The sequence below is a fragment of the Rhizobium sp. LEGMi-198b genome (assembly GCF_054114205.1).
Window position 1 is genome coordinate 694,535 of the sequence record NZ_JBSYVH010000003.1, and the last position, 19,269, is coordinate 713,803.

Consider the following 19,269-nt stretch of genomic DNA (forward strand, 5'->3'; position numbering starts at 1 on the left):
CCGATCTGACGTACGGGGCTCACGTATCATTTGCTGAGTGTCGGCTGACAAGATTCCGGCAGGCGCGGACCGTCAACGCCATGACGGTAAGTGTCGTGCCCGCGATGCCACTGCCGGGAAAGGCACTGGCGTCGGTGACGATGACATTAGGAACATCCCAAAGCTGGTTGTAAGGGTTCAGCACCGAACTCCCCCGGTCGCTCCCCATCCGCGCTCCGCCGGTTTCATGGATTGCCGCTCCCATGCACATAGTCTTGCGGAACCATTTTCGGAACATGAAGCGGCTGAACGGATCGGCGTCGGGGAAGGCGCCGCGTCCCATTTCCATGAGGCCGGTGGGGGAGCCGATGAACTCGAGATCGCCGCCGACGCTTCGCACCATGTCGATGAGCACCTCTTCCTGCTGGCGGAGAAGCGCGTGCTCTTCTTGGCCCATGAGGCAGCGGATATGGGGAACGGGGATCCCCCAGGCATCTTTGCGTCGCGCGTTGAGGGTAATGCGATTGTCCGCGTAGGGCAGCATGCGACCAAAGCCAAAGAATGCCAGCCGCGACGGCTTGTCATCGGGCGTCGGCGTCCGGCCGATGCTGCCCTGGTAGTCGAAATCGCCGCGACCGGCATCGCCGGTTCCAAAGCGCGGCACGAAGATGCCGCCCGAGGGATTGTAGAAAGGATCGGTCGGGGCGGAATCGTCGGTCGCCCATCCTTTTGCCTTGCCGAAGGAGCCGAAGGCAAGGCATGGCAACTGATCCATGAAATAACGCCCGAGCGCACCAGAGCTGTTGCCCAGTCCCTCTGGGTGCCTGGCGGATGCCGAATTCAAAAGCAGCCGCACGCTTTCGATCGGCGAAGCCGACAGCACCACGAGGGCAGCATGCACGGTCTCGACCTTGCCGGTGACGCGATCGATGAACTCGGCACCGGTTGCCCGGGTGCCTCGCTCGTCCGTCGCGATGCGGCGGACGATCGCATCGTGGCGGATGGTCAGCCGCCCGGTCGCGAGCGCCTCCCTCAAGGGTTTCGGCGTACGCTCTGCGTCCGGCGCGATATAGCGCCAGGACACGACATGCCGCTGCGGCCAGCGACCTTCCACTTCGCTCTTGAAGATTTGTTCGGCCGGTGTGAGTTTTGCCGGGCGCGCATAGATGCCGTCCGGCAGCGTCTCTACACCATCAGGATTGCCGTAGAGCCCAAGGCCGGCTTCAACCTCCTCGTAGTAAGGCACGAGATCGTCATAGCTGACCGGCCAGTCCACGCCTTTACCTGTTCGCGACTGGATCTTGAAGTCGTCATCCGTCCAGCGCAGCAGCACGCGACCGAAACTGTGCAGGCGACCGCCGCCCTGCCTGCCGCGGATCCAGAGGAACGGCGCATCCTTTGGCGTGGTGTAAGGGTTCTTTCGGTCATTGACGAAGAAATGGCTGAAACGCTCGGTGAAGAAGGCGGCGCGCGCCTGGATGGGCTGGCCCTTTATCGTCGCGCGTGCGCGCTCCCATATGTTGATGCTGCTGGCCGGCAGTTTCTTGCGAGTCGGATCAAAATCCTTCTGGCTTACTGCGGGACCAGCTTCGAGCAAAAGCACTGAAAGCCCCTGAGCGGTCAATTCTTTGGCGGCGAAGGAGCCGGCGGCGCCGGAACCGATCACCAGCGCGTCGTAGACAGTCTGAGACATGGGTAGCTTCCGTATGAGGTGAAAGTGGCTTTAGAGGCGGGCGCCATCAGCGTCGAAGAGGGAGGCTTTGGTGACATCGAGCCCTGGGTTGATCGTCGTGCCCGGCTGGAGTGCGGCATCCCCCATGATGCGGTAGGAGAGGCTTTGTCCCGCCCAGTCGAACCACAGCACGGTGTCAGCTCCCATTGGCTCGACGACCGAGACGATGCCGGGAATGGTGGGCCAACCGCTTGCAGCGCCGTCCGGCGCGATGTGTTCCGGCCGGATGCCGAGCGTAGCAGGACCTGGCGTGACGGGTGCCAGAAATGGATAATCGGTCAGGTCGATGGTCAGGCCGTTGCTTTCAAAGACCGGGGTCTCCGCCTTGATGGCGATCTCGCCCTTGATGAAGTTCATCGCCGGTGCGCCGATGAAACCGGCAACGAAAAGGTTTGCGGGGCGATGGTAGATCTCGGATGGGCTGGCAAGCTGCTGGATTACACCGTCCTTCATGATGGCGATGCGGTCGGCCAGGGTCAGCGCTTCGACCTGGTCATGCGTCACATAGATCATCGTGTTGCCCAGGCTCTGATGCAGCTTTTTGATCTCGACGCGCAATTCGTTGCGTAGCTTGGCATCGAGATTGGAAAGCGGCTCATCGAATAGGAAGACGTTGACCTCGCGCACCAGGGCGCGGCCGATTGCGACGCGCTGGCGCTGGCCGCCAGACAGTTCCGAAGGGCGGCGATCGAGCAGTGTGTCGAGATGGAGAAGCGAAGCGGTTCGGGCAATGCGCGCCTCGATCTCGGCCTTGGGAAGGCCCGCCACGCGCAAGCCGAAGGACAGGTTCTTGCGCACCGACATGCGCGGGTAGAGGGCATAGGATTGGAACACCATGCCGATGCCGCGGTCCTTCGGTTCGGCCCAGGTGACGTTCTTGTCCGATATCCAGATTTCGCCATCGCTGATGTCCTGAAGACCCGCGATGGAGTTGAGCAGCGTCGACTTTCCGCAGCCGGACGGCCCCAGAAGCACAAGAAACTCGCGCGGAGCAATGTCGATGGAGAGCTTCTCGATGACAGTATGGTCGCCATAGGCAATCTTGAGGTCTTTTACGGATACGGCAGGCTGCATGGCGTTATCCCTTGACGGCGCCGGCGGCGACACCACGCAGGAACCAGCGGCCGGAGAAGAAATAGATGGCGAGTGGAACGACGGCTGTCAGGATAGTGGCGGCCATGTTCACGTTGTAGGCGCGCTCGCCCATTGTGGTATTGACGATGTTGTTGAGCTGCACCGTCATCGGCAGATTGTCACGCCCAGCAAAGACCAGGCCGATCAGGAAGTCGTTCCAGATGCCGGTGAACTGGAAGATGGAGGCGACGACCACCATCGGTATCGACATGGGCAGCATGATCTCGACGAAGATTCGCCAGAAACCGGCGCCGTCGACGCGCGCCGCCTTGCAGAGTTCTTCGGGGATGGCGACGAAATAATTGCGGAACAACAGTGTCACCAGCGGCAGTCCGAAAATGACATGAACCAGGACGACACCTGCCACCGAGTTATAAAGGCTCAGATTGGCGAGCAGGCGCACCAGCGGATAAAGGAAGATCTGATAGGGGATGAGGCCGCCGGCCATCAGAAGTCCGAAGAGCAGGCCCGATCCCCTCGGCCGCCAGAAGGATAGGGCATAACCGTTGATCGCACCGATGAAGACGGAAATCACCACGGCCGGTACGGTGATCTTCACCGAATTCCAGAACCCGATGCGCACGCCAAGGCATTGCGTGCCCATGCAGGCTCCCGACCATGCTGTCTTCCATGCATCGAAAGTGACCGCGCTGGGCCAGGCGAAGATACGGCCCTGACGGATTTCCTCCATCGTTTTCAAGGAGGTGACGAGCATCGTGTAGAGCGGCAACAGGAAAAACAGCGCCGAAAGGATCAGGAAGGCATAGAGCCCGATCTGGCCGGCTGTCAGTCGCGAAGGTTTCGGGCCGCGGGCGTGAAGGGCTGCCATCAATGCGCTCCCCTTCTTCTGGCGCGCATGGCAAGCGCATAGCGAAACGGTGCAACGGCGATGATGACGGAGAGCACCAGGACCGTGGCTCCCGCGCTCGCCAGTCCGAGGTTCTGGCGTTCGAACAGATTGTCCATAATGAATTTTGCAGGCACTTCCGTCGAATAGCCGGGTCCGCCGCCGGTCTGCGCCACGATCAGATCATAGGTCTTGATCACGCCCATGGAGAGCAGCATGCCCGATGCCGCAAGCGCCGGCCCAAGTTGCGGCAGGATAATGGAGAGATAGATGCGCCAGATCGGTATTCCGTCGATCTGGGCGGCTTTCCATTGCTCTTCGCCGATGCCGCGCATGCCGGAGAGCGCGATGACCATGACAAGGCCAGCCCCCTGCCAGACACCGGCGAAGACGACGGTATAGATCGCCATGTCACGATTGACGATCCAGTCGAAGACGAAGCCTTGCCAGCCAAACGCCCGGACGGTGGCCTGAATGCCGAGGGTCGGGTTCAGCATCCACTGCCAGATGAGGCCTGTGACCACGAAGGACATGGCATAGGGATAGAGGAAAATAGTGCGGAATACGCTTTCGAAGCGGACCTTGCGGTCAAGGGCGGCTGCCAGCACGAAGCCGAGGACGAGGCAGCCTGCGACATAGAGCGCGCCGAAGATCAGCACATTTTCCAATGAGGCGAGCCAGCGCGAATTCTTAAACAGCCTGGTATATTGGGCAAAGCCGACATAATTGGACGACGGGAAGATCGTCGAATCCGTGAAGGACAGCCGCACCGACCAGACCATGGTGCCGATATAGACGAAAATCGCGGCGAGCCATGTCGGCAGGAGCGCACAGGTCGCAGCAAGGGAACGTCTGCGCTTGGCTTGCATCGGCAAACTCTCTCAACAAATTCTCTCAAAAGGAATAGGCGGAGCCGACCGGCGTCCCTGCCGGTCGGCGCCTGACGAGGCCCTATTCGAAGATCGCGAAGAATTTCTCGGCGCCGGAGGCGCTATCTTCCGAAGGGTTGGTCCAGAACTCGTCTACAAAGTCGTTGAGTGCGCCGGCTTGCTGCGGGGAGAGGATCAGAGCCTGGTCCGGCACGATCTTGCCCGCGCTCATCAATTCCAGTCCTTTCTGCGCGCATATATCGAGCTTCGACTTATCGACGTCGGTGCGCATCGGCACGGAACCCTTCTTGAGCGAGAATTCGACCTGGATGGCAGGATCCATGGCGACCTCCGCGAGCAGTGTCTGACCCTTCTGTGAAGCCGCATCGGCGATCTTCGGGAATGAGAAGGAATCGGCGACATAGACCATCCCCGGCGATTGCGGGGCGAGCATGCAGCCATAGTCCTTGCCGAGCGCTTTGCCGGCGGCAACGAATTCGCCCTTGGCCCAATCGCCCATGAACTGCACGCCGGCCTTTCCGGTGATGACCATGGCAGTTGCGTCATTCCAGTTGCGCCCTGCGGCACCTTCATCGACATAGGCACGCAGCTTGCCGAGAATATCGAGCGTCTTTTTCACGCCTTCCGTCGATGCCTCGCCCTTGTCCTTGCCGACATAGATCTTCAGGAAGCCGTCGATGCCGACCTGTGTCAGCAGGATCATGTTGAAGACCTTGGATTCCTGCCAGGATTGGCCGCCCCAGGCGACCGGCTGTACGCCGGCGGCCTTGAGCTTGTCGAGAGCCGCGAAGAATTCGTCCCAGCTCTTGGGCTCTTCGCTCACGCCGGCCTTGGCGAAGGTCTCCTTGGAATAAAATACCCAGCTTTCGCCATGGGCGCCGGTGGGCGCAAGATAGACCTGGCCGTTGTATGAAATGAGGTCGGCGATCGATTTCGGCAGGACATCCGCCCATTTTCCGGCTTTCGCGATGCCATCGATGGGGCTCAGAAGGCCCTGACTGACGAAGTCCGCATTGGCGAGACCGAGCACGGTCTGCTTGGCGGCCGGCGGATCGCCAGCGACCAAGCGGTTCTGAAACGCTGCATCGGCCGCGCCGAAACCGGCAATGGACGAATCCTTCCAGATCCCGCCGCGTTTTTCAAACTCCTGTTTAATGACGTCCAGAGCTGCCGCTTCTCCGCCGGAGGTCCAGGAGGTCATCACCTCGGCTTTCGGCTTGTCTTCGGCACGGGCCGAGGAAATGGCTGCCGAGAGCACGGCGGCTCCCACCAGTAGGAGCTTCATTGTATTTTTCATCGTTCCACCTCTTCAAGAAAGCCCTCTTGGCGGGGCTTTTGGTTTTCGGGTCATGAAAATCAGCGATAGGTCGGCAAAAGCGCCTGCCGCACGAGCTTGAGCCCATTTGCGATGTCGGCGACCGGATCCGGTGCGGCATCGAGCTCGAGAATGGCCCAGCCCTCATAGCCGCGGTCTCGCAACAGCCTGATCCAGCCCGGCCAATCGACGCGGCCGAGTCCGAAGCCGCAGAAATAGGGATGATGGCGATCATGGATGTGCTCGTCGATCGGGGTATCGGCCGGCATAGGTCCGAGTGCATCCTTCCAGTGGGCGATGATCATGCGCTCGTGATGACGCTCGACGACCTGCAGCGGGTCCGAGCCGGCGACGATGATATGGGCTGTGTCCGGGCACATATGCACGTAAGCCGGGTCTGTCAGCAGCATCAGCAGATCGACATCGCGGGAAGCAGCGAAGATCGAGTGCGCCTCGGTGTGAAGGGCCAGCCGCACGCCCTTCGCATAAAGAACTGCGCCAAGGCGATTGAGGAAATCGGCAATCTTGCGCGCCTGCTCGAAATCGAAGAACCGCACCGGCTGGGCGCCGAGCGTCTGACGCAGCGGCGCGCCGATGACCATGATATCGCTGCCGCAGGCTTTGAGGAATTCAGCGTATTTCTCCGCCTTTTCGATGATGGCAGCCTGTGCGTTCGCCTCCGTAAAATCGCCCGCCGCTTCCAGCTCTGCGAAAAAGCCGCTCGCCAGTGTCAGTCCGCGCCTGGAAAGCTCGGCGGCGAAAGCCTCCACCGAGCCGTAGGTCTTCGTCGCGTCCTGCCAGTTGAACGGCGAAAAGGTCAACTCCACGCCGCTAACGCCGGAAGCCTGCACGGCATCAAGGATCTTGTCCCAAAAAACGCGGGGTTCGCTTCGGGAGAGTGCAATGATGCTGTCGTAATCCTTCACGCCCCAGAAACCGGGGTGGAAAAAGGTGACGAGATCGACGCCAAAGCGAAGCCGTTCGGTTGAGGTCATGACGCTATCTGTTCTCCGGGCATGGGGGATCGGTTGTGGAGTTGAGGTCCACAACGAATAATCCATAATGATTTCAATGCGCTGTCATTGGCAATCGTTTGCCATGCCCAGATAGTAGACAAGTCGTTTTTTTATGCAAGCGGTTTTTGGCAATCGTTTGCTATATGGCTGCGATTACCGTAGCATCCGGCGCAGCAGGCATCGGGAAGGAAGGAAAAATTGAAAAAAAACAAAGATATGCCGGTGGAGGAGCAATCAGGGCCTTTAATGGCGGATGTCGCGCGGCTGGCTGGAGTGGCAATTTCCACGGTCAGCCGCGCACTTGCCAATCCCGGGCGCGTCAACGAGAAGACTCGCGTCAAGATCGATGCGGCCGCCAAGCAACTGGGCTACACGCCGAATGCTATGGCCCGCGGCCTCAGGGTCGGCAAATCCAGCACCATCATGATCATCCTTCCCGGATCACTCTATTACGGCGTTTCCCAAGTCATTCCCCAAGTTCTGCAAAGCATCAACAAGGCCTTGCTGCAGAATGGCTACAATCTGATGATCGCCAATCTGGGCCGCGATGCGGAATCGGAAAGACATATTCTCGACCTGGCCTTCGGCGGCACCATTCGCGGCGCCATCATCCTGTCGTCGAAACTGCCTGAGGTCGATGGACGCTCCTTAGCCAATGCGGGCTTGCCGATCGTCTCCATGTTGCTCGATATGAGCGGCGCCGGGGTGCCGAGTGTCGTGACGAATGATCGTGAGGCGGTACGGGACGTGACAACCGAGCTGATCAGACTGGGCCATAAACGGTTTCTCTACATCGCCGGTCCGGAGGGCAATTATCACGACGTTGAACGTTATGGCGGCGTGATCGAAGCCTTGCGCGATGCCGAGCTTTCTGAGGAGGCGGTGTCGCGATCCGGCGGTAACCTCGACTACCAGGAAGGCTTCAAGATCGGCATTCAGGCGGCGGCCGACTTCGCGCGGCTGAAGGACAAGCCGACAGCGGTGATTGCGACAAGCGATGACATGGCGATTTCTTTCATCAGTCGCATACAGCACACGGGGTTGCGAATTCCCGAGGATCTGTCGGTGGTTTCTTTCGATGGCGCACCGGTATGCGAGTTTTGCTTTCCGCCGCTCTCGACGATCGAACAGCCATTCGAGGAGATGGGACAGGTTGCCGTGGCGCGCCTGCTTGATGCCATCGGACAGGAAAAGAAGGAGCGGGACAGGCGTGTTGTCATCCGCAGCAGGCTGATCCCGCGCGAGAGTATGGCTCCGCCAAAGAGCTGCATCGGAAAATAACGCATTGCGCTTTGTTGGTGAGAAACTGCCGCTCTACTTTACTGATTGAGCGAGCAGGGCATGATCTTCGTGCCGGCCTTCAGACAGCTAGTTTCCTTGGCGCGAAATCGCTCATCGCGCCGCTAAAGGGCTTCGGCAGCGGCGAGGCATAGGAGCCGCGTTTGCTGGTGGAGAGGCCGAGCGACACCAGTGCTTCCGCCTGTTTCACCGCCGCCGCGACGCCGTCGATCACCGGGACGCCGTAGATCGCCTGCAACTCGTGCGCAAGATCAGTCATGCCGGCGCAGCCGAGCACGATCGCCTCCGCCCCGTCTTCTTCCAGCGCTCGTTCGATTTCCGCTCGCAACTTGCCGATCGCCCCGGATGCGGCATGTTCGAGTTCCAGCACGGCGATATCGGAAGCACGCACCTTCGCCCGACCGCCCATGCCGTAGCGTTGAACGAGATTGTCGATCAGTACGCGTGAACGCTCCAGCGTCGTCACGACCGTGAAGCGCTGGGCGAGAAAGCCAGCGATCGCGACGGCGGACTCGCAAAGCCCCAGAACGGGGACATCGCAAAACGACCGGGCGGCCTCGAGGCCGGTATCATCGAAACAGGCGATGATCGCCGCATCATAGCCCATCGTCAGTCGTTCCCTGAGTTCGCTCAACAGGCCGGGAACGGCGAGCGCGCCGTCATAATATCCCTCGATGGAAGCTGGTCCCATCCGTGACGTGGCGGCAATGATGTCCGTTCCGGACGCAGCGACGGCGCGGGCGGCAATCGCAGCCTTTTCGGTCATCGACGCGCTGGTATTCGGATTGATGAGCAATAAACGCATGATCTCAGCTTTTCTTGGCCTGCCGGCGGCCAAGCATGGCCATGATGCCGAGCGCCACGAGAATGATGGTGAAGGAAAAGAGGGTCGTTACCGTTCCCAATGCATAGAGCACGGGCGTTGTGACGTTGGTGGTCATGCCGTAGATTTCGAGCGGCAGCGTGTTGTAGGTGCCGGATGTCATCAGGCTGCGCGCGAACTCGTCATAGGACAGCGTAAAGCCGAATAGGCCGACGCCGATCAGGCTCGGGGTGATCATCGGCAGCACGATATGGCGGAAGGTCTGCCATGAGGTCGCCCCGAGATCGCGCGCAGCCTCCTCGTAAGCCGGTGAAAAGCGGTTGAAAACGGCGAACATGATCAGCACGCCGAAGGGCAGCGTCCAGGTCAGATGCGCGCCGAAGCCCGAGGAATACCAGGTCGGAGCAAGACCGCCCTGCTGGAAAACGACGCCGATGCCGAGCGAGATGATGATCGACGGAACCACCAGGCTGGCGACCGTCGCGTAGAACAGCAATGAAGATCCGCGAAAGCGGCGGCGAAAGGCCAGGCCTGCCAGCAGCGACACGACGACGGTGACGACCATCACCATCAGCCCGAGCATGAGGGATCGGCGGAACGAGGCGCCGAAATCGCCGACCGCCTGCTTCTCGAACAGGTTCGCAAACCAATGCAAGGAGACACCGTTCAGCGGAAAGGTCAGGCCGCCATCCGGTCCCTGGAAGGAAAGGATGAGGATCGCCGAAAGAGGGCCGTAGAGAAACAGCACGAAGACAATGAAAAAGATCGCCAGGACATAGAATTCCAGGCCGCGCTTTTCGCCGTTCATCTCAAAGCTCCTTGCGGATATCGACGACCCGCAGGATGGCGGAGACCATCAGCAGGACGAGGACCAGCAGCACCACCGCATTTGCCGCTGCGGCTGGGTATTGCAGAAGCGACATCTGATTTTTCATCATCAGAGCGATGGAAGCACTCTGGCCGCCGGACATGACCTGCACGGTCGAAAAATCGGCCATGACCAAGGTGACGACGAAGATCGTGCCGATCGCCATGCCGGGCTTTGCAAGGGGGATCACCACGTTCCAGAGGATTTGCCAGCCGCTGGCGCCGGCATCGCGCGCCGCTTCGAACAACGAGCGGTCGATACGCATCAGCGTGTTGAAGATCGGTGTCACCATGAACAGCGTATAGAGATGCACCATGGCGAGCACGACGGCGAAATCGGAATAGAGCAGCCATTCGATTGGCTTCGGAATGAGGCCCATCTGGATCAGGGTCGAATTGACGAGGCCATTGCGTCCGAGCACCGGAATCCAGGAGATCATGCGAATGATGTTCGATGTCATGAAAGGCACTGTGCAGACGAGGAAAAGCACCATCTGCGTCGATGTGCGGCGGATGTGGAAGGCGAGGAAATAGGCAACCCAGAAGCCGATCACCAGCGTCAATACCCAGACGATGGCGGTGAATTTCAGCGTATTGAGATAGGTCTTCCAAGTGACCCAGGAACCCAGCGTATCGGTGTAATTCGTGGTCAGAAAGGCGGGATAGAGACCGGCGAAATCATAGTCCCAGAAGCTGACGACACCGATCATCGCGATCGGCAGCAGGAAGAAGAAACCCAGGATCAGAAAGAGCGGCGCTGCCTGCAGATAGGAGACGAGCCATAGCGGCACGCCGAAATGGCCACCTGCTTTCCGTGGTGCCTGATCTGTTTCTGAGGAGGCGATCGTCGCCATGTCCCGGTCTCTCCGTTAGCGGCTTCCTCCCCCCGCTTGCGGGGAGAGGATTTGATTTGAGGATGGTGCTTAGGCGGCGATGAACTCGTTCCAGCGGCGGACCATGTAGCGGTCTTCGTCCATCACCGAGTTCCAGCAGGCGACCGCGCCCATGCGGGCTTCGAACGAGCCGCCGTCGCGAACGGCGCCGGCCTTCTCCATGACCTTGCCTTCCGGAGACAGGATATCGCCCTGCGCCGGCTTGCCTTCGATCCAGTAGCCCCATTCGTCGGCCGACATGAATTGCTTGGCCGTTTCCATGCAGGCCGAGTAGTAGCCCTGGCGATTGAGGTAGCCGCCGACCCAGCCGGAGGTGTACCAGTTGATGTATTCGTAAGCGGCGTCGAGCTGCGCGCCTTTCAGATGCGAGGCGAGGCCAAGGCCGCCGCCCCAGGCGCGATAGCCTTCCTTGAGCGGCTGGAAGGTGCAGGCGATCCCCTTGGAGCGCACAGCAGCAACGGCCGGCGACCACATCGACTGGATGACGACTTCGCCCGACGCCATCAGGTTGACGCTTTCGTCGAATGACTTCCAGAAGGCGCGGAACTGGCCGTCACCCTTGGTCTTGATCAGGAAGTCGATCGTCTTGTCGATCTCCGCCTTCGTCATGTTGCCCTTGTCGGCATATTTGATCTTGCCGGCCGCTTCCATGATCATCGCGGCATCCATGATACCGATCGACGGGATATTGAGGATCGCGGTCTTGCCCTTGAAAGCGGGATCGAGAATGTCGGCCCAGCTTGTGATCGGACGACCGGTCAGGTCCGGACGGATGCCGAGCGTGTCGGCGTTGTAGATGGTCGGAACCATCGTCATCCACTGCGTCGGCTCCTTGGCGAATTTCTTGGAGCCCTGCGCTTCGACGAAGCCGACCGTGTGCGGCGCCGTGCCCTGGGCGATGACGCTGTCCGATTTCAGCTTGCCGTTGATGAACAGCGGCACGATCTTGTCGTAATATTTGAGCTTCTTGACGTCCATCGGTTGCAGAACGCCGGTCGGGAAGACCTTCTTGGCGATCCAGTATTCGATGTCGGCAATGTCATAGCTGTCAGGCTGGGTGACGGCGCGCTGGGCGGCGGCGTCGGAGTCGGTTGCCGTCATTTCCAGTGTGATGCCGAGATCGGCCTTGCACTTTTCGGCAATGGCATTGATGTTCGAAACGCCGGTGCCGAACTGGCGAAGCGTGATGTTCGATTGCGCCCAGATGGTCGGAAAGCCGGTGATGAGGCCGGAGCCGGCGATCGCACCGGCGGCGGCAGCGCCGGTCTTCAAAAGCGAGCGGCGGGAAATTCCTTTGGCCGCCTTAATGGTCTTCGTTTCAGTCGTCATGTCAGTTCCCCTGTTGTGATGCTTGGAATTCATGCGGAAACCCGGCCAAGGAGGACGACGTCCTCCGGAGCCCAGCTCAGAGACACCGCATCGCCGACCGATACGGGTTTGGCGAAGTAATCGCCGTCGCTCGCGATGACCGTGAAGTCGTCGCTGCCCGCGCCGTTGACGGTGATTTTCACCGACGCGCCGCGATATTCGATGTTGGAGACGATGCCGTTGAAGCCGAGGGTTTTTTCGGAAGCCACTTGCAGGCGCACGCGGTCTGTGCGGATGCCGATATCGATGGCCTCGCCCACGTCCCTACCGGTTCCTGACACAGAAAAACTCTGCCCCTCGGGCACTGTCATCGTCAGCACGCCGTTTTCGCTGGATGCCACCCGGCCGGAAAGCACGTTATGGTCTCCCATGAAGCGGGCGACGAAGGCTGTCGCAGGACGCTCGAAGACTTGACGGGGCGTCGCCGCCTGCTCGATCCGGCCATCGTTCATGATGACGATGATATCGGCGAGCGCCATGGCCTCCTCCTGGCTGTGCGTCACATGCACGAAGGTAATCCCGAGCGTCTTCTGCAGCTTCTTCAACTCGGCGCGCATGCGGATCTTCAGGAACGGATCGAGCGCCGAGAGCGGCTCATCGAGCAGCAGGGCTTCCGGATCGGTAATCAGCGCGCGGGCGAGGGCCACGCGTTGCTGCTGCCCGCCGGAAAGCTGCGCCGGACGCCGTGTGGCATAGGCCTCCATCTGCATCAGCTTCAGCATCTCAAGCGCCTTGGCCCGACGCTCGTCCTTGTCCACGCCCTTCATCTTCAGGCTGAAGGCGACATTGTCGATGAGGTCGAGATGCGGAAAGAGCGCATAGGACTGGAACATCATGGCCGTGCCGCGCTTGGCTGGCGGGAAGTCGGTGACGACGGTGTTTCCGAGGCGGATATCGCCCGACGAAATGCTTTCGTGCCCGGCGATCATGCGAAGGGTCGACGTCTTGCCGCAGCCCGATGGACCGAGAAAACAGCAATAAGAACCGGCAGGAATCTTCAGACTGATGGCATGCACGGCTGTCGTGCTGCCATAGATCTTCGAAACGGATACTATATCGATCTCTGCCGCTTTCGACATCATGCCTTCCTCTGTTTAAAAGAGACAATGCACGAGCCATGCCAATTTCGGTGCATTGCAGCAAACTATTGATAACAATCGAAGTTTTTGGAATTCTTAGATTGAATGGATATCATCGGTAATTCGACGAGTGCACATCAAATAGGCTTTCGTACACAAAATAATCACATGATTGTATACAATTTGACGTCGTAACTGCACTCAAATCTATTGGATTTTTGCGACGAACCTGGGTATGTTCAGGGAAAATCAGGTCGTATTTCATGAAGCAAACTGCGGGCGCCCTCCAAGCCGCCGACGATTCAGCCGAAACAAGCACGCAGCAGATCCGCGACGCCATTCGCGACGCGATCGTTGAAAGACGCCTTGCTCCTGGCGCGAAGCTTTCCGAGGCAGATGTCGGCAATCTCTTCAATGTCAGCCGCACGCTGGCGCGTGCCGCCTTGCAGGCGCTTTCCTATGAAGGGCTTGTCAGTGTCGAGAAAAATCGCGGCGCCTTCGTCGCCTATCCGTCCCCGGAGGAGGCACGGCAGATCTTCGCCGCACGCCGGCTCGTCGAGCCAGGCATCCTGCTTGAGGCGGCAGCCAGGATCTCGCCGGCGGACATCCAGCATCTGCGGCAGCTTCTGTTGCTGGAAGGTCGGCTGGTCGAAGAGCACGGATCGGCCGCCCGCCGCGCGGAGATCAAGGCCTCAGGCGATTTTCATCTGGCAATCGCGGTGATATCAGGCAACGCCATCATGCAGCGCTTCATGGAGGAACTCGTCGCCCGCTCCTCGCTGGTGATCGCGCTCTATGGCCAGTCGACCGCCTCGAGCTGCGGCCATCACGAACACGGCGAAATCGTCGATGCCCTTGAGCAGAAGGATTCGGACAGGGCCTGCCGCCTTATGCTGCAGCACATCGCCCATATCGAGACCGATCTCGACATGCGTGAACGCAAGGGCTTCAATCTGAAAGAAGCATTCGACATCTGAGGGCCGTGGCGTTCAGATCGCGAGCAGGCGCTTGAGAGGTTGCCGGACCTCTTAAGACGATTGCGCTTCCAATTCCATATGTCATTCAGTTCCCTGGTCGCGCTCTGGCCTCAATTCTTCAGCACATCCGCTATCCCTGATGCTTTGGGTTTGAGAAAATTCTTCCGATAAGCCGCCACTGAAAATAGGAATTCAATCCACTTTGCTTCGAAGATTAGAACATCTTCGCCTATCAAAAATCTACTAAATATATAGGGTAAATTATCTAATTAACCGGACAGATCATCGTCATGAACATCCTTGCGCTGAGTGGCAATGTCAAAAGACCATCCAGGACGGCGTCCTTGGTGAACGTCGCCGCCAATCGGCTGCGGCAGCGCGTTGGTGGCGATGTGCAGTCCATCGAGCTTGTCGACGCGGCCCCCGTGCTCTTTCGGGCGCTTAGAGCGGATCAACTCGATACCGAAGGCAAGGCGATCATCGCCGCGGTGGAAGGCGCCGATATCATAGTTGTCGGATCGCCTGTCTATCGCGCGTCCTACAGCGGCGCGCTGAAGCATCTCTTTGATCTCGTCGATTATCGAGCACTCGCGGGCAAACGGGTCATTCTCGCCGCAACCGGCGGGACACTGTTGCATGGCCTGATGCTTGAGCACCAATTGCGGCCGCTCTTCGGTTTCTTCAATGCGCTGACCGTCCCGACCGCAATCTATGCGCTTGAGGCCGACTTCGCCGATCACGAACTCACGAATCCCGCCGTCCTCGAGCGCATCGATCGAGCCGTCGAAGAGGTCGCGACAATCACGCCAGCGCTCGACATCGGAGCGACCGCCGCCCCGGGAAAACACAGCGGATTGGCAGCCTAGCCCATAGAACGAAATTCAAGAGGGAGCTTTACATGACTTTTTCCAATGCCGCGAACGATCCGGTCAAATTTGCCTATTGGGTGCCGAATGTTTCGGGAGGCCTGGTGATTTCGAATATCGAACAGCGTACGAGCTGGACGATCGAATACAACAGGAAGCTTGCGCAGATCGCCGAAGCGAGCGGTTTCGAATATGCCTTGAGCCAGATCCGTTTCACGGCAGGTTATGGAGCGGAGTTTCAGCATGAGTCCGTCTCGTTTAGTCACGCCCTGCTTGAATCGACCACGACATTGAAGGTGATCGCGGCGATCCTGCCCGGTCCTTGGAATCCGGCCCTTGCCGCCAAGCAGATTGCGACCATCAATCACCTGACCAACGGGCGCGTCGCGGTCAATATCGTGAGCGGCTGGTTCCGCGGCGAATTCGCCGCCATTGGCGAGCATTGGCTCGATCATGACGAGCGCTATCGTCGCTCGGAGGAGTTCATCCGTGCACTTCGCGGCATCTGGACCGAGGACAATTTCACCTTCCGCGGCGATTTCTATCGCTTCAACAATTATTCGCTGAAGCCGAAGCCGATCGACCCGCAGCCGGAGATTTTCCAGGGCGGCTCCTCCCGTGCCGCTCGCGACATGGCGGCCCGGGTGTCTGACTGGTATTTCACCAACGGCAATACGCCGGCCGAGATCCGCAAGCAGGTTGACGACATCCAATCGAAGGCCAAGGAGAATGGCCATTCCGTGCGGATCGGGGTGAACGCCTTCGCAATCGTGCGCGAAACGGAGGAAGAAGCCAAGGCAGTGCTTGCCGAGATCATCGAGAAGGCCAATCCCGAGGCGGTCAATGCTTTCGGGCATGAAGTTAAGAACGCCGGCAAGGCGTCGCCGGAAGGCGAAGGAAACTGGGCGAAATCCTCTTTCGAAGACCTCGTTCAATATAATGATGGATTCCGCTCGAACCTCATCGGCACGCCACGGCAGGTTGCCGAGCGGGTTGTGGCGCTGAGGCAGGCGGGTGCGGATCTGATCCTGCTGGGCTTCCTGCATTTCCAAGAGGAGGTCGAGTATTTCGGCAAGCATGTGATCCCGCTGGTTCGTGAGCTCGAAGAGGCTGCTAGTACCCAGCCAGTGGCGGCCGAATAGGCTCGCTGCAGCAAAATACCTCGTAAGTGAAACATGATGGGTGCGTGGGCCGATTGGTCCACGCCAACGGGATTGGCGTGCCATGTTCAAGCCGCGCCCGAGCCGAATGGAGGACACTGAATGCCTGCCGCGACCTATTCCCTTGACGTGCTGGATCCCGGTACGCTGCGGGGCTCCGGCGACCAGATTGCACGCGCGTTGCCACCGGGCAAGACCGGCGGCATCCCGCAGCATGACGAAGAGACCCATGCTCTCTCTTTGCATGGCATCAGCCTGTCATTCGGTGGCGTCGCTGCCTTGGTCGATGTAGACCTTTCTGTTGAGCCGGGGGAGATCCGGGCGATCATCGGTCCAAATGGCGCAGGCAAGAGTTCGCTGATCAACGTCATCAGCGGTGTCTATCGCTCGAACCATGGCCATATTCGTATCGGCTCCAACACCTATCGCCATGTGCCGACGGAACTGCTGGCATCGCTTGGCGTTGCCCGCACGTTCCAGAACCTCGCCTTGTTCAAGGGCTTGAGCGTCACCGATAACGTCATCGCCGGTCGAGCCTATACCGTACGCTCGACCTTTGCCGAACAGATCCTCGGGCTTGGCCGCGCGCGCCGCGAAGAGGCGGATGCACGCGAGCGGGCGGCCCGTATTCTCGAGTTCCTGCATCTGGACCAGGTCAGCCATCGTCTCGTAGGCACGCTGCCCTACGGGCTGCAAAAACGCGTCGAGCTCGCCCGCGCCCTGGTGGCCGAACCGAAGATACTGCTTCTGGACGAACCCATGGCGGGGATGACGGCGAGCGAAAAGAACGACATGGCCGACTTCATCCGGGCTGCCCGAGATCAGTATGGCACCACGGTGATCCTCATCGAACACGATATCGGCGTGGTCATGCAGCTTTCCGACCGGATCGCGGTCCTCGATTACGGCCGCAAGATCGCCGACGGCAGTCCGGGCGAAATTCGTGCCGACAAGCGCGTCATCGACGCCTATCTCGGCGTCGTTGCGGAAAACGAGGATGGGGAGGGCATCTGATGGCAGATTTCGACTGGCCGTTTCTGATCGAAGTGCTGGTTGGCGGCTTGCTCTCGGGCGTTATGTATTCGCTCGTAGCCATCGGTTTCGTGCTGATCTACAAGACGTCGGGCGTGCTCAATTTCGCTCAAGGGGCAATGTTGCTGTTTGCCGCGCTGACCTTTGTCAGCCTTCTTGAGCGTGGCGTTCCCTTTGCCTTGGCGCTCGTCATTACATTCGCTGTCATGGTGCTGATCGGCATTGCCATCGAGCGTACCGTGCTGCGACCATTGACCAACAAGCCGCCGATTACGCTTTTCATGGCGACGCTCGGGCTCTCCTATATCATCGAGGGGGCGGCTCAACTCATCTGGGGCACGCAGGTCCACGGTCTGGAGCTCGGGATCGAGGATGTTCCCTTCGACATCGGCGGCGTGTTCATCAGCCAGTTCGATCTTTTTGCGGCGGCGGTCGCTGCCGCGATGGTGGCGGCGCTGTCCGCCTTCTTCCGCTACACCCGAATTGGGCTGGCATTCCGGGCTGTAGCGGACGATCAGTTCGCCGCGCTTGCTGTCGGGCTGAAACTGCCCTGGATTTGGGCAACGGTCTGGGCGGCTGCCGGTGTCGTAGCACTGGTGGCTGGCCTGCTATGGGGCGCGCGGCTCGGCGTGCAGTTCTCTCTGTCGCTGGTGGTGCTGAAAGCGCTGCCCGTCCTCGTTCTCGGCGGCTTTGATTCCATTTTGGGTGCGATCGTCGGCGGTCTGCTGATCGGCGCGACCGAGAAGCTCGCGGAAGTTTATATCGGCGAATATTTCGGCGGCGGCATCGAAGGCTGGATTGCCTATGTCGCAGCACTCGCCTTCCTGCTCATCCGCCCCTCCGGCCTGTTTGGGCAAAAGCTCGTGGAAAGGATTTGATATGGCTGTCGTCACCGTCGATCTTCATCCCACATGGCTCTTCAGCCGCTGGCTGACACCGATTGCCATCCTTGCCAGCGCGTACCTCGTGGTTCCCTTTGTCGGTTCGACCTATTTGTTCGAGGCGATCCTTTTGCCGTTCCTGGCGCTCAGCCTTGCCGGCCTCGGGCTGAATCTGCTTACCGGCTATGCAGGCCAGGTCTCGCTCGGAAGCGCCGCCTTCATGGCCGTCGGTGCCTTTGCTGCTTACAATTTCAATCTGCGCGTCGATGGCCTGCCTTTGATCATCAGCATCCTGCTGGCCGGCCTTCTGGCGGCGGTGATCGGTATCGTCTTCGGCTTGCCTAGCCTCAGATTGAAGGGCTTTTATCTTGCTGTGTCGACGCTGGCTGCGCAGTTCTTCGTGCAGTGGGCTCTCACCAAATTTAGCTGGTTTTCCAACGACTCTGCCTCCGGGGTCATCGATGCGCCGCCTCTGACGCTTGCGGGCGTGGAATTTACAGGCCCGGTAGGTCGCTATCTCTTTTCACTTACGATCGTGGTGGTGCTGACCTTCCTGGCGCATCGGCTGACGACCTCTCAAACCGGCCGCAACTTCATCGCCGTTCGGGATAATGAGACAGCGGCGCGCATCATCGGTGTGCCCGTGCTGGGAACCAAGTTGCTGGCCTTTGCTATCTCCTCTTTCATCATCGCCGTTGCGGGAGCGCTTTGGGCCTTTGCCTATCTGAGGACCGTCGAGCCGGCCGGCTTTAACCTCGACCGATCGTTCCAGATCCTTTTCATCATCATCATCGGCGGCCTTGCCTCGACGCGGGGCGCCTTTCTCGGCGCCGCTCTGATCGTCGTCTTCCCGCTCGTGCTATCCCGACTGGGCTCGTTCCTGCTCGGCGATGTCTTCGATTCCGGCGTGCTCGACATGAGCCAGCGCATCGTGCTCGGCGCCTTGATCATTCTGTTTCTGATCCTCGAACCGGACGGGCTTTCCTCGCTCTGGGGCAAGATCCGAAGGCGGTTGGGCTCTGCCATCGACAGGCCGGCCTGACCAAGCTGGGGCACAAGCTCCGAAAATACCAAACCCACTGCTCGTTCAACCCAGTTCCGGCCATCACAC

The 19,269-nt window shown here is 59.6% G+C and carries 18 protein-coding genes; 7 read left to right on the forward strand and 11 right to left on the reverse strand.

Annotated features, from left to right (window positions below; genetic code table 11):
• Positions 1-19: 19 nt before the first annotated feature.
• The 6 genes from ACXHXG_RS16055 to ACXHXG_RS16080 form a co-directional block, all read right to left on the reverse strand.
• Positions 20-1,672 (reverse strand): GMC oxidoreductase, encoded by a 1,653-nt coding sequence (locus tag ACXHXG_RS16055; RefSeq protein WP_457899932.1) that lies wholly within the window; start codon positions 1,670-1,672, stop codon positions 20-22.
• Between the two features lie 30 nt (positions 1,673-1,702).
• Positions 1,703-2,785, reverse strand: a complete 1,083-nt coding sequence (locus ACXHXG_RS16060) for an ABC transporter ATP-binding protein (protein WP_457899933.1) — start codon at positions 2,783-2,785, stop codon at positions 1,703-1,705.
• 4 nt (positions 2,786-2,789) lie between these two features.
• Entirely contained in the window at positions 2,790-3,674 is an 885-nt protein-coding gene (locus tag ACXHXG_RS16065) for a carbohydrate ABC transporter permease (protein ID WP_457899934.1), read from the reverse strand.
• On the reverse strand, positions 3,674-4,561 hold the full coding sequence (locus ACXHXG_RS16070) for a carbohydrate ABC transporter permease (RefSeq protein WP_457899935.1): 888 nt from the start codon (positions 4,559-4,561) through the stop codon (positions 3,674-3,676). The genes ACXHXG_RS16065 and ACXHXG_RS16070 overlap by 1 nt, the downstream gene beginning before the upstream one ends.
• 82 nt (positions 4,562-4,643) lie before the next feature.
• Positions 4,644-5,879, reverse strand: a complete 1,236-nt coding sequence (locus tag ACXHXG_RS16075; RefSeq protein WP_104827619.1) for an ABC transporter substrate-binding protein — start codon at positions 5,877-5,879, stop codon at positions 4,644-4,646.
• Positions 5,880-5,938: 59 nt separating this feature from the next.
• Positions 5,939-6,892 carry a sugar phosphate isomerase/epimerase family protein gene (locus ACXHXG_RS16080; protein WP_104827618.1) on the reverse strand — a complete coding sequence of 318 codons (954 nt, stop codon included), beginning with the start codon at positions 6,890-6,892 and terminating at the stop codon, positions 5,939-5,941.
• 219 nt (positions 6,893-7,111) lie between these two features.
• Between ACXHXG_RS16080 and ACXHXG_RS16085 the strand changes: the two genes are divergently transcribed.
• Positions 7,112-8,194 carry a LacI family DNA-binding transcriptional regulator gene (locus ACXHXG_RS16085; protein ID WP_457899936.1) on the forward strand — a complete coding sequence of 361 codons (1,083 nt, stop codon included), beginning with the start codon at positions 7,112-7,114 and terminating at the stop codon, positions 8,192-8,194.
• Between the two features lie 79 nt (positions 8,195-8,273).
• Here the strand turns inward: ACXHXG_RS16085 and ACXHXG_RS16090 are convergent, their stop codons facing one another.
• The 5 genes from ACXHXG_RS16090 to ACXHXG_RS16110 all read right to left on the reverse strand — a co-directional run bounded on the left by ACXHXG_RS16090 (position 8,274) and on the right by ACXHXG_RS16110 (position 13,242).
• On the reverse strand, positions 8,274-9,017 hold the full coding sequence (locus ACXHXG_RS16090; protein WP_457899937.1) for an aspartate/glutamate racemase family protein: 744 nt from the start codon (positions 9,015-9,017) through the stop codon (positions 8,274-8,276).
• Positions 9,018-9,021: 4 nt separating this feature from the next.
• Entirely contained in the window at positions 9,022-9,843 is an 822-nt protein-coding gene (locus tag ACXHXG_RS16095; RefSeq protein WP_457899938.1) for an ABC transporter permease, read from the reverse strand.
• A 1-nt stretch (position 9,844) separates the two neighbouring features.
• The gene (locus tag ACXHXG_RS16100; RefSeq protein ID WP_104827614.1) at positions 9,845-10,756 is read right to left on the reverse strand and encodes an ABC transporter permease; all 912 of its coding nucleotides are present in this window, start codon (positions 10,754-10,756) and stop codon (positions 9,845-9,847) included.
• A gap of 69 nt (positions 10,757-10,825) precedes the next feature.
• The gene (locus tag ACXHXG_RS16105) at positions 10,826-12,124 is read right to left on the reverse strand and encodes an ABC transporter substrate-binding protein (RefSeq protein ID WP_457899939.1); all 1,299 of its coding nucleotides are present in this window, start codon (positions 12,122-12,124) and stop codon (positions 10,826-10,828) included.
• A gap of 29 nt (positions 12,125-12,153) precedes the next feature.
• Positions 12,154-13,242: an ABC transporter ATP-binding protein gene (locus ACXHXG_RS16110; RefSeq protein WP_104827612.1), complete on the reverse strand. Its 1,089-nt coding sequence runs from the start codon at positions 13,240-13,242 to the stop codon at positions 12,154-12,156.
• A gap of 263 nt (positions 13,243-13,505) precedes the next feature.
• On the opposite strand from ACXHXG_RS16110, the gene ACXHXG_RS16115 reads away from it, so the two are divergent.
• From ACXHXG_RS16115 to ACXHXG_RS16140, 6 genes are all read left to right on the forward strand, one after another.
• Positions 13,506-14,219: a GntR family transcriptional regulator gene (locus ACXHXG_RS16115; protein ID WP_457899940.1), complete on the forward strand. Its 714-nt coding sequence runs from the start codon at positions 13,506-13,508 to the stop codon at positions 14,217-14,219.
• Between the two features lie 290 nt (positions 14,220-14,509).
• Entirely contained in the window at positions 14,510-15,085 is a 576-nt protein-coding gene (gene msuE / locus ACXHXG_RS16120) for an FMN reductase (protein WP_457899941.1), read from the forward strand.
• Positions 15,086-15,117: 32 nt separating this feature from the next.
• On the forward strand, positions 15,118-16,227 hold the full coding sequence (gene sfnG, locus ACXHXG_RS16125) for a dimethylsulfone monooxygenase SfnG (protein WP_285169931.1): 1,110 nt from the start codon (positions 15,118-15,120) through the stop codon (positions 16,225-16,227).
• A gap of 120 nt (positions 16,228-16,347) precedes the next feature.
• The gene (locus ACXHXG_RS16130; RefSeq protein ID WP_457899942.1) at positions 16,348-17,259 is read left to right on the forward strand and encodes an ABC transporter ATP-binding protein; all 912 of its coding nucleotides are present in this window, start codon (positions 16,348-16,350) and stop codon (positions 17,257-17,259) included.
• A complete protein-coding gene (locus tag ACXHXG_RS16135; RefSeq protein ID WP_457899943.1) occupies positions 17,259-18,155 on the forward strand; it encodes a branched-chain amino acid ABC transporter permease in 897 nt (298 codons plus the stop codon). Before ACXHXG_RS16130 ends, ACXHXG_RS16135 begins: the two co-directional genes overlap by 1 nt.
• Position 18,156: 1 nt before the next feature.
• Positions 18,157-19,200, forward strand: a complete 1,044-nt coding sequence (locus tag ACXHXG_RS16140; protein WP_457899944.1) for a branched-chain amino acid ABC transporter permease — start codon at positions 18,157-18,159, stop codon at positions 19,198-19,200.
• The last annotated feature ends 69 nt before the right edge of the window (positions 19,201-19,269 follow it).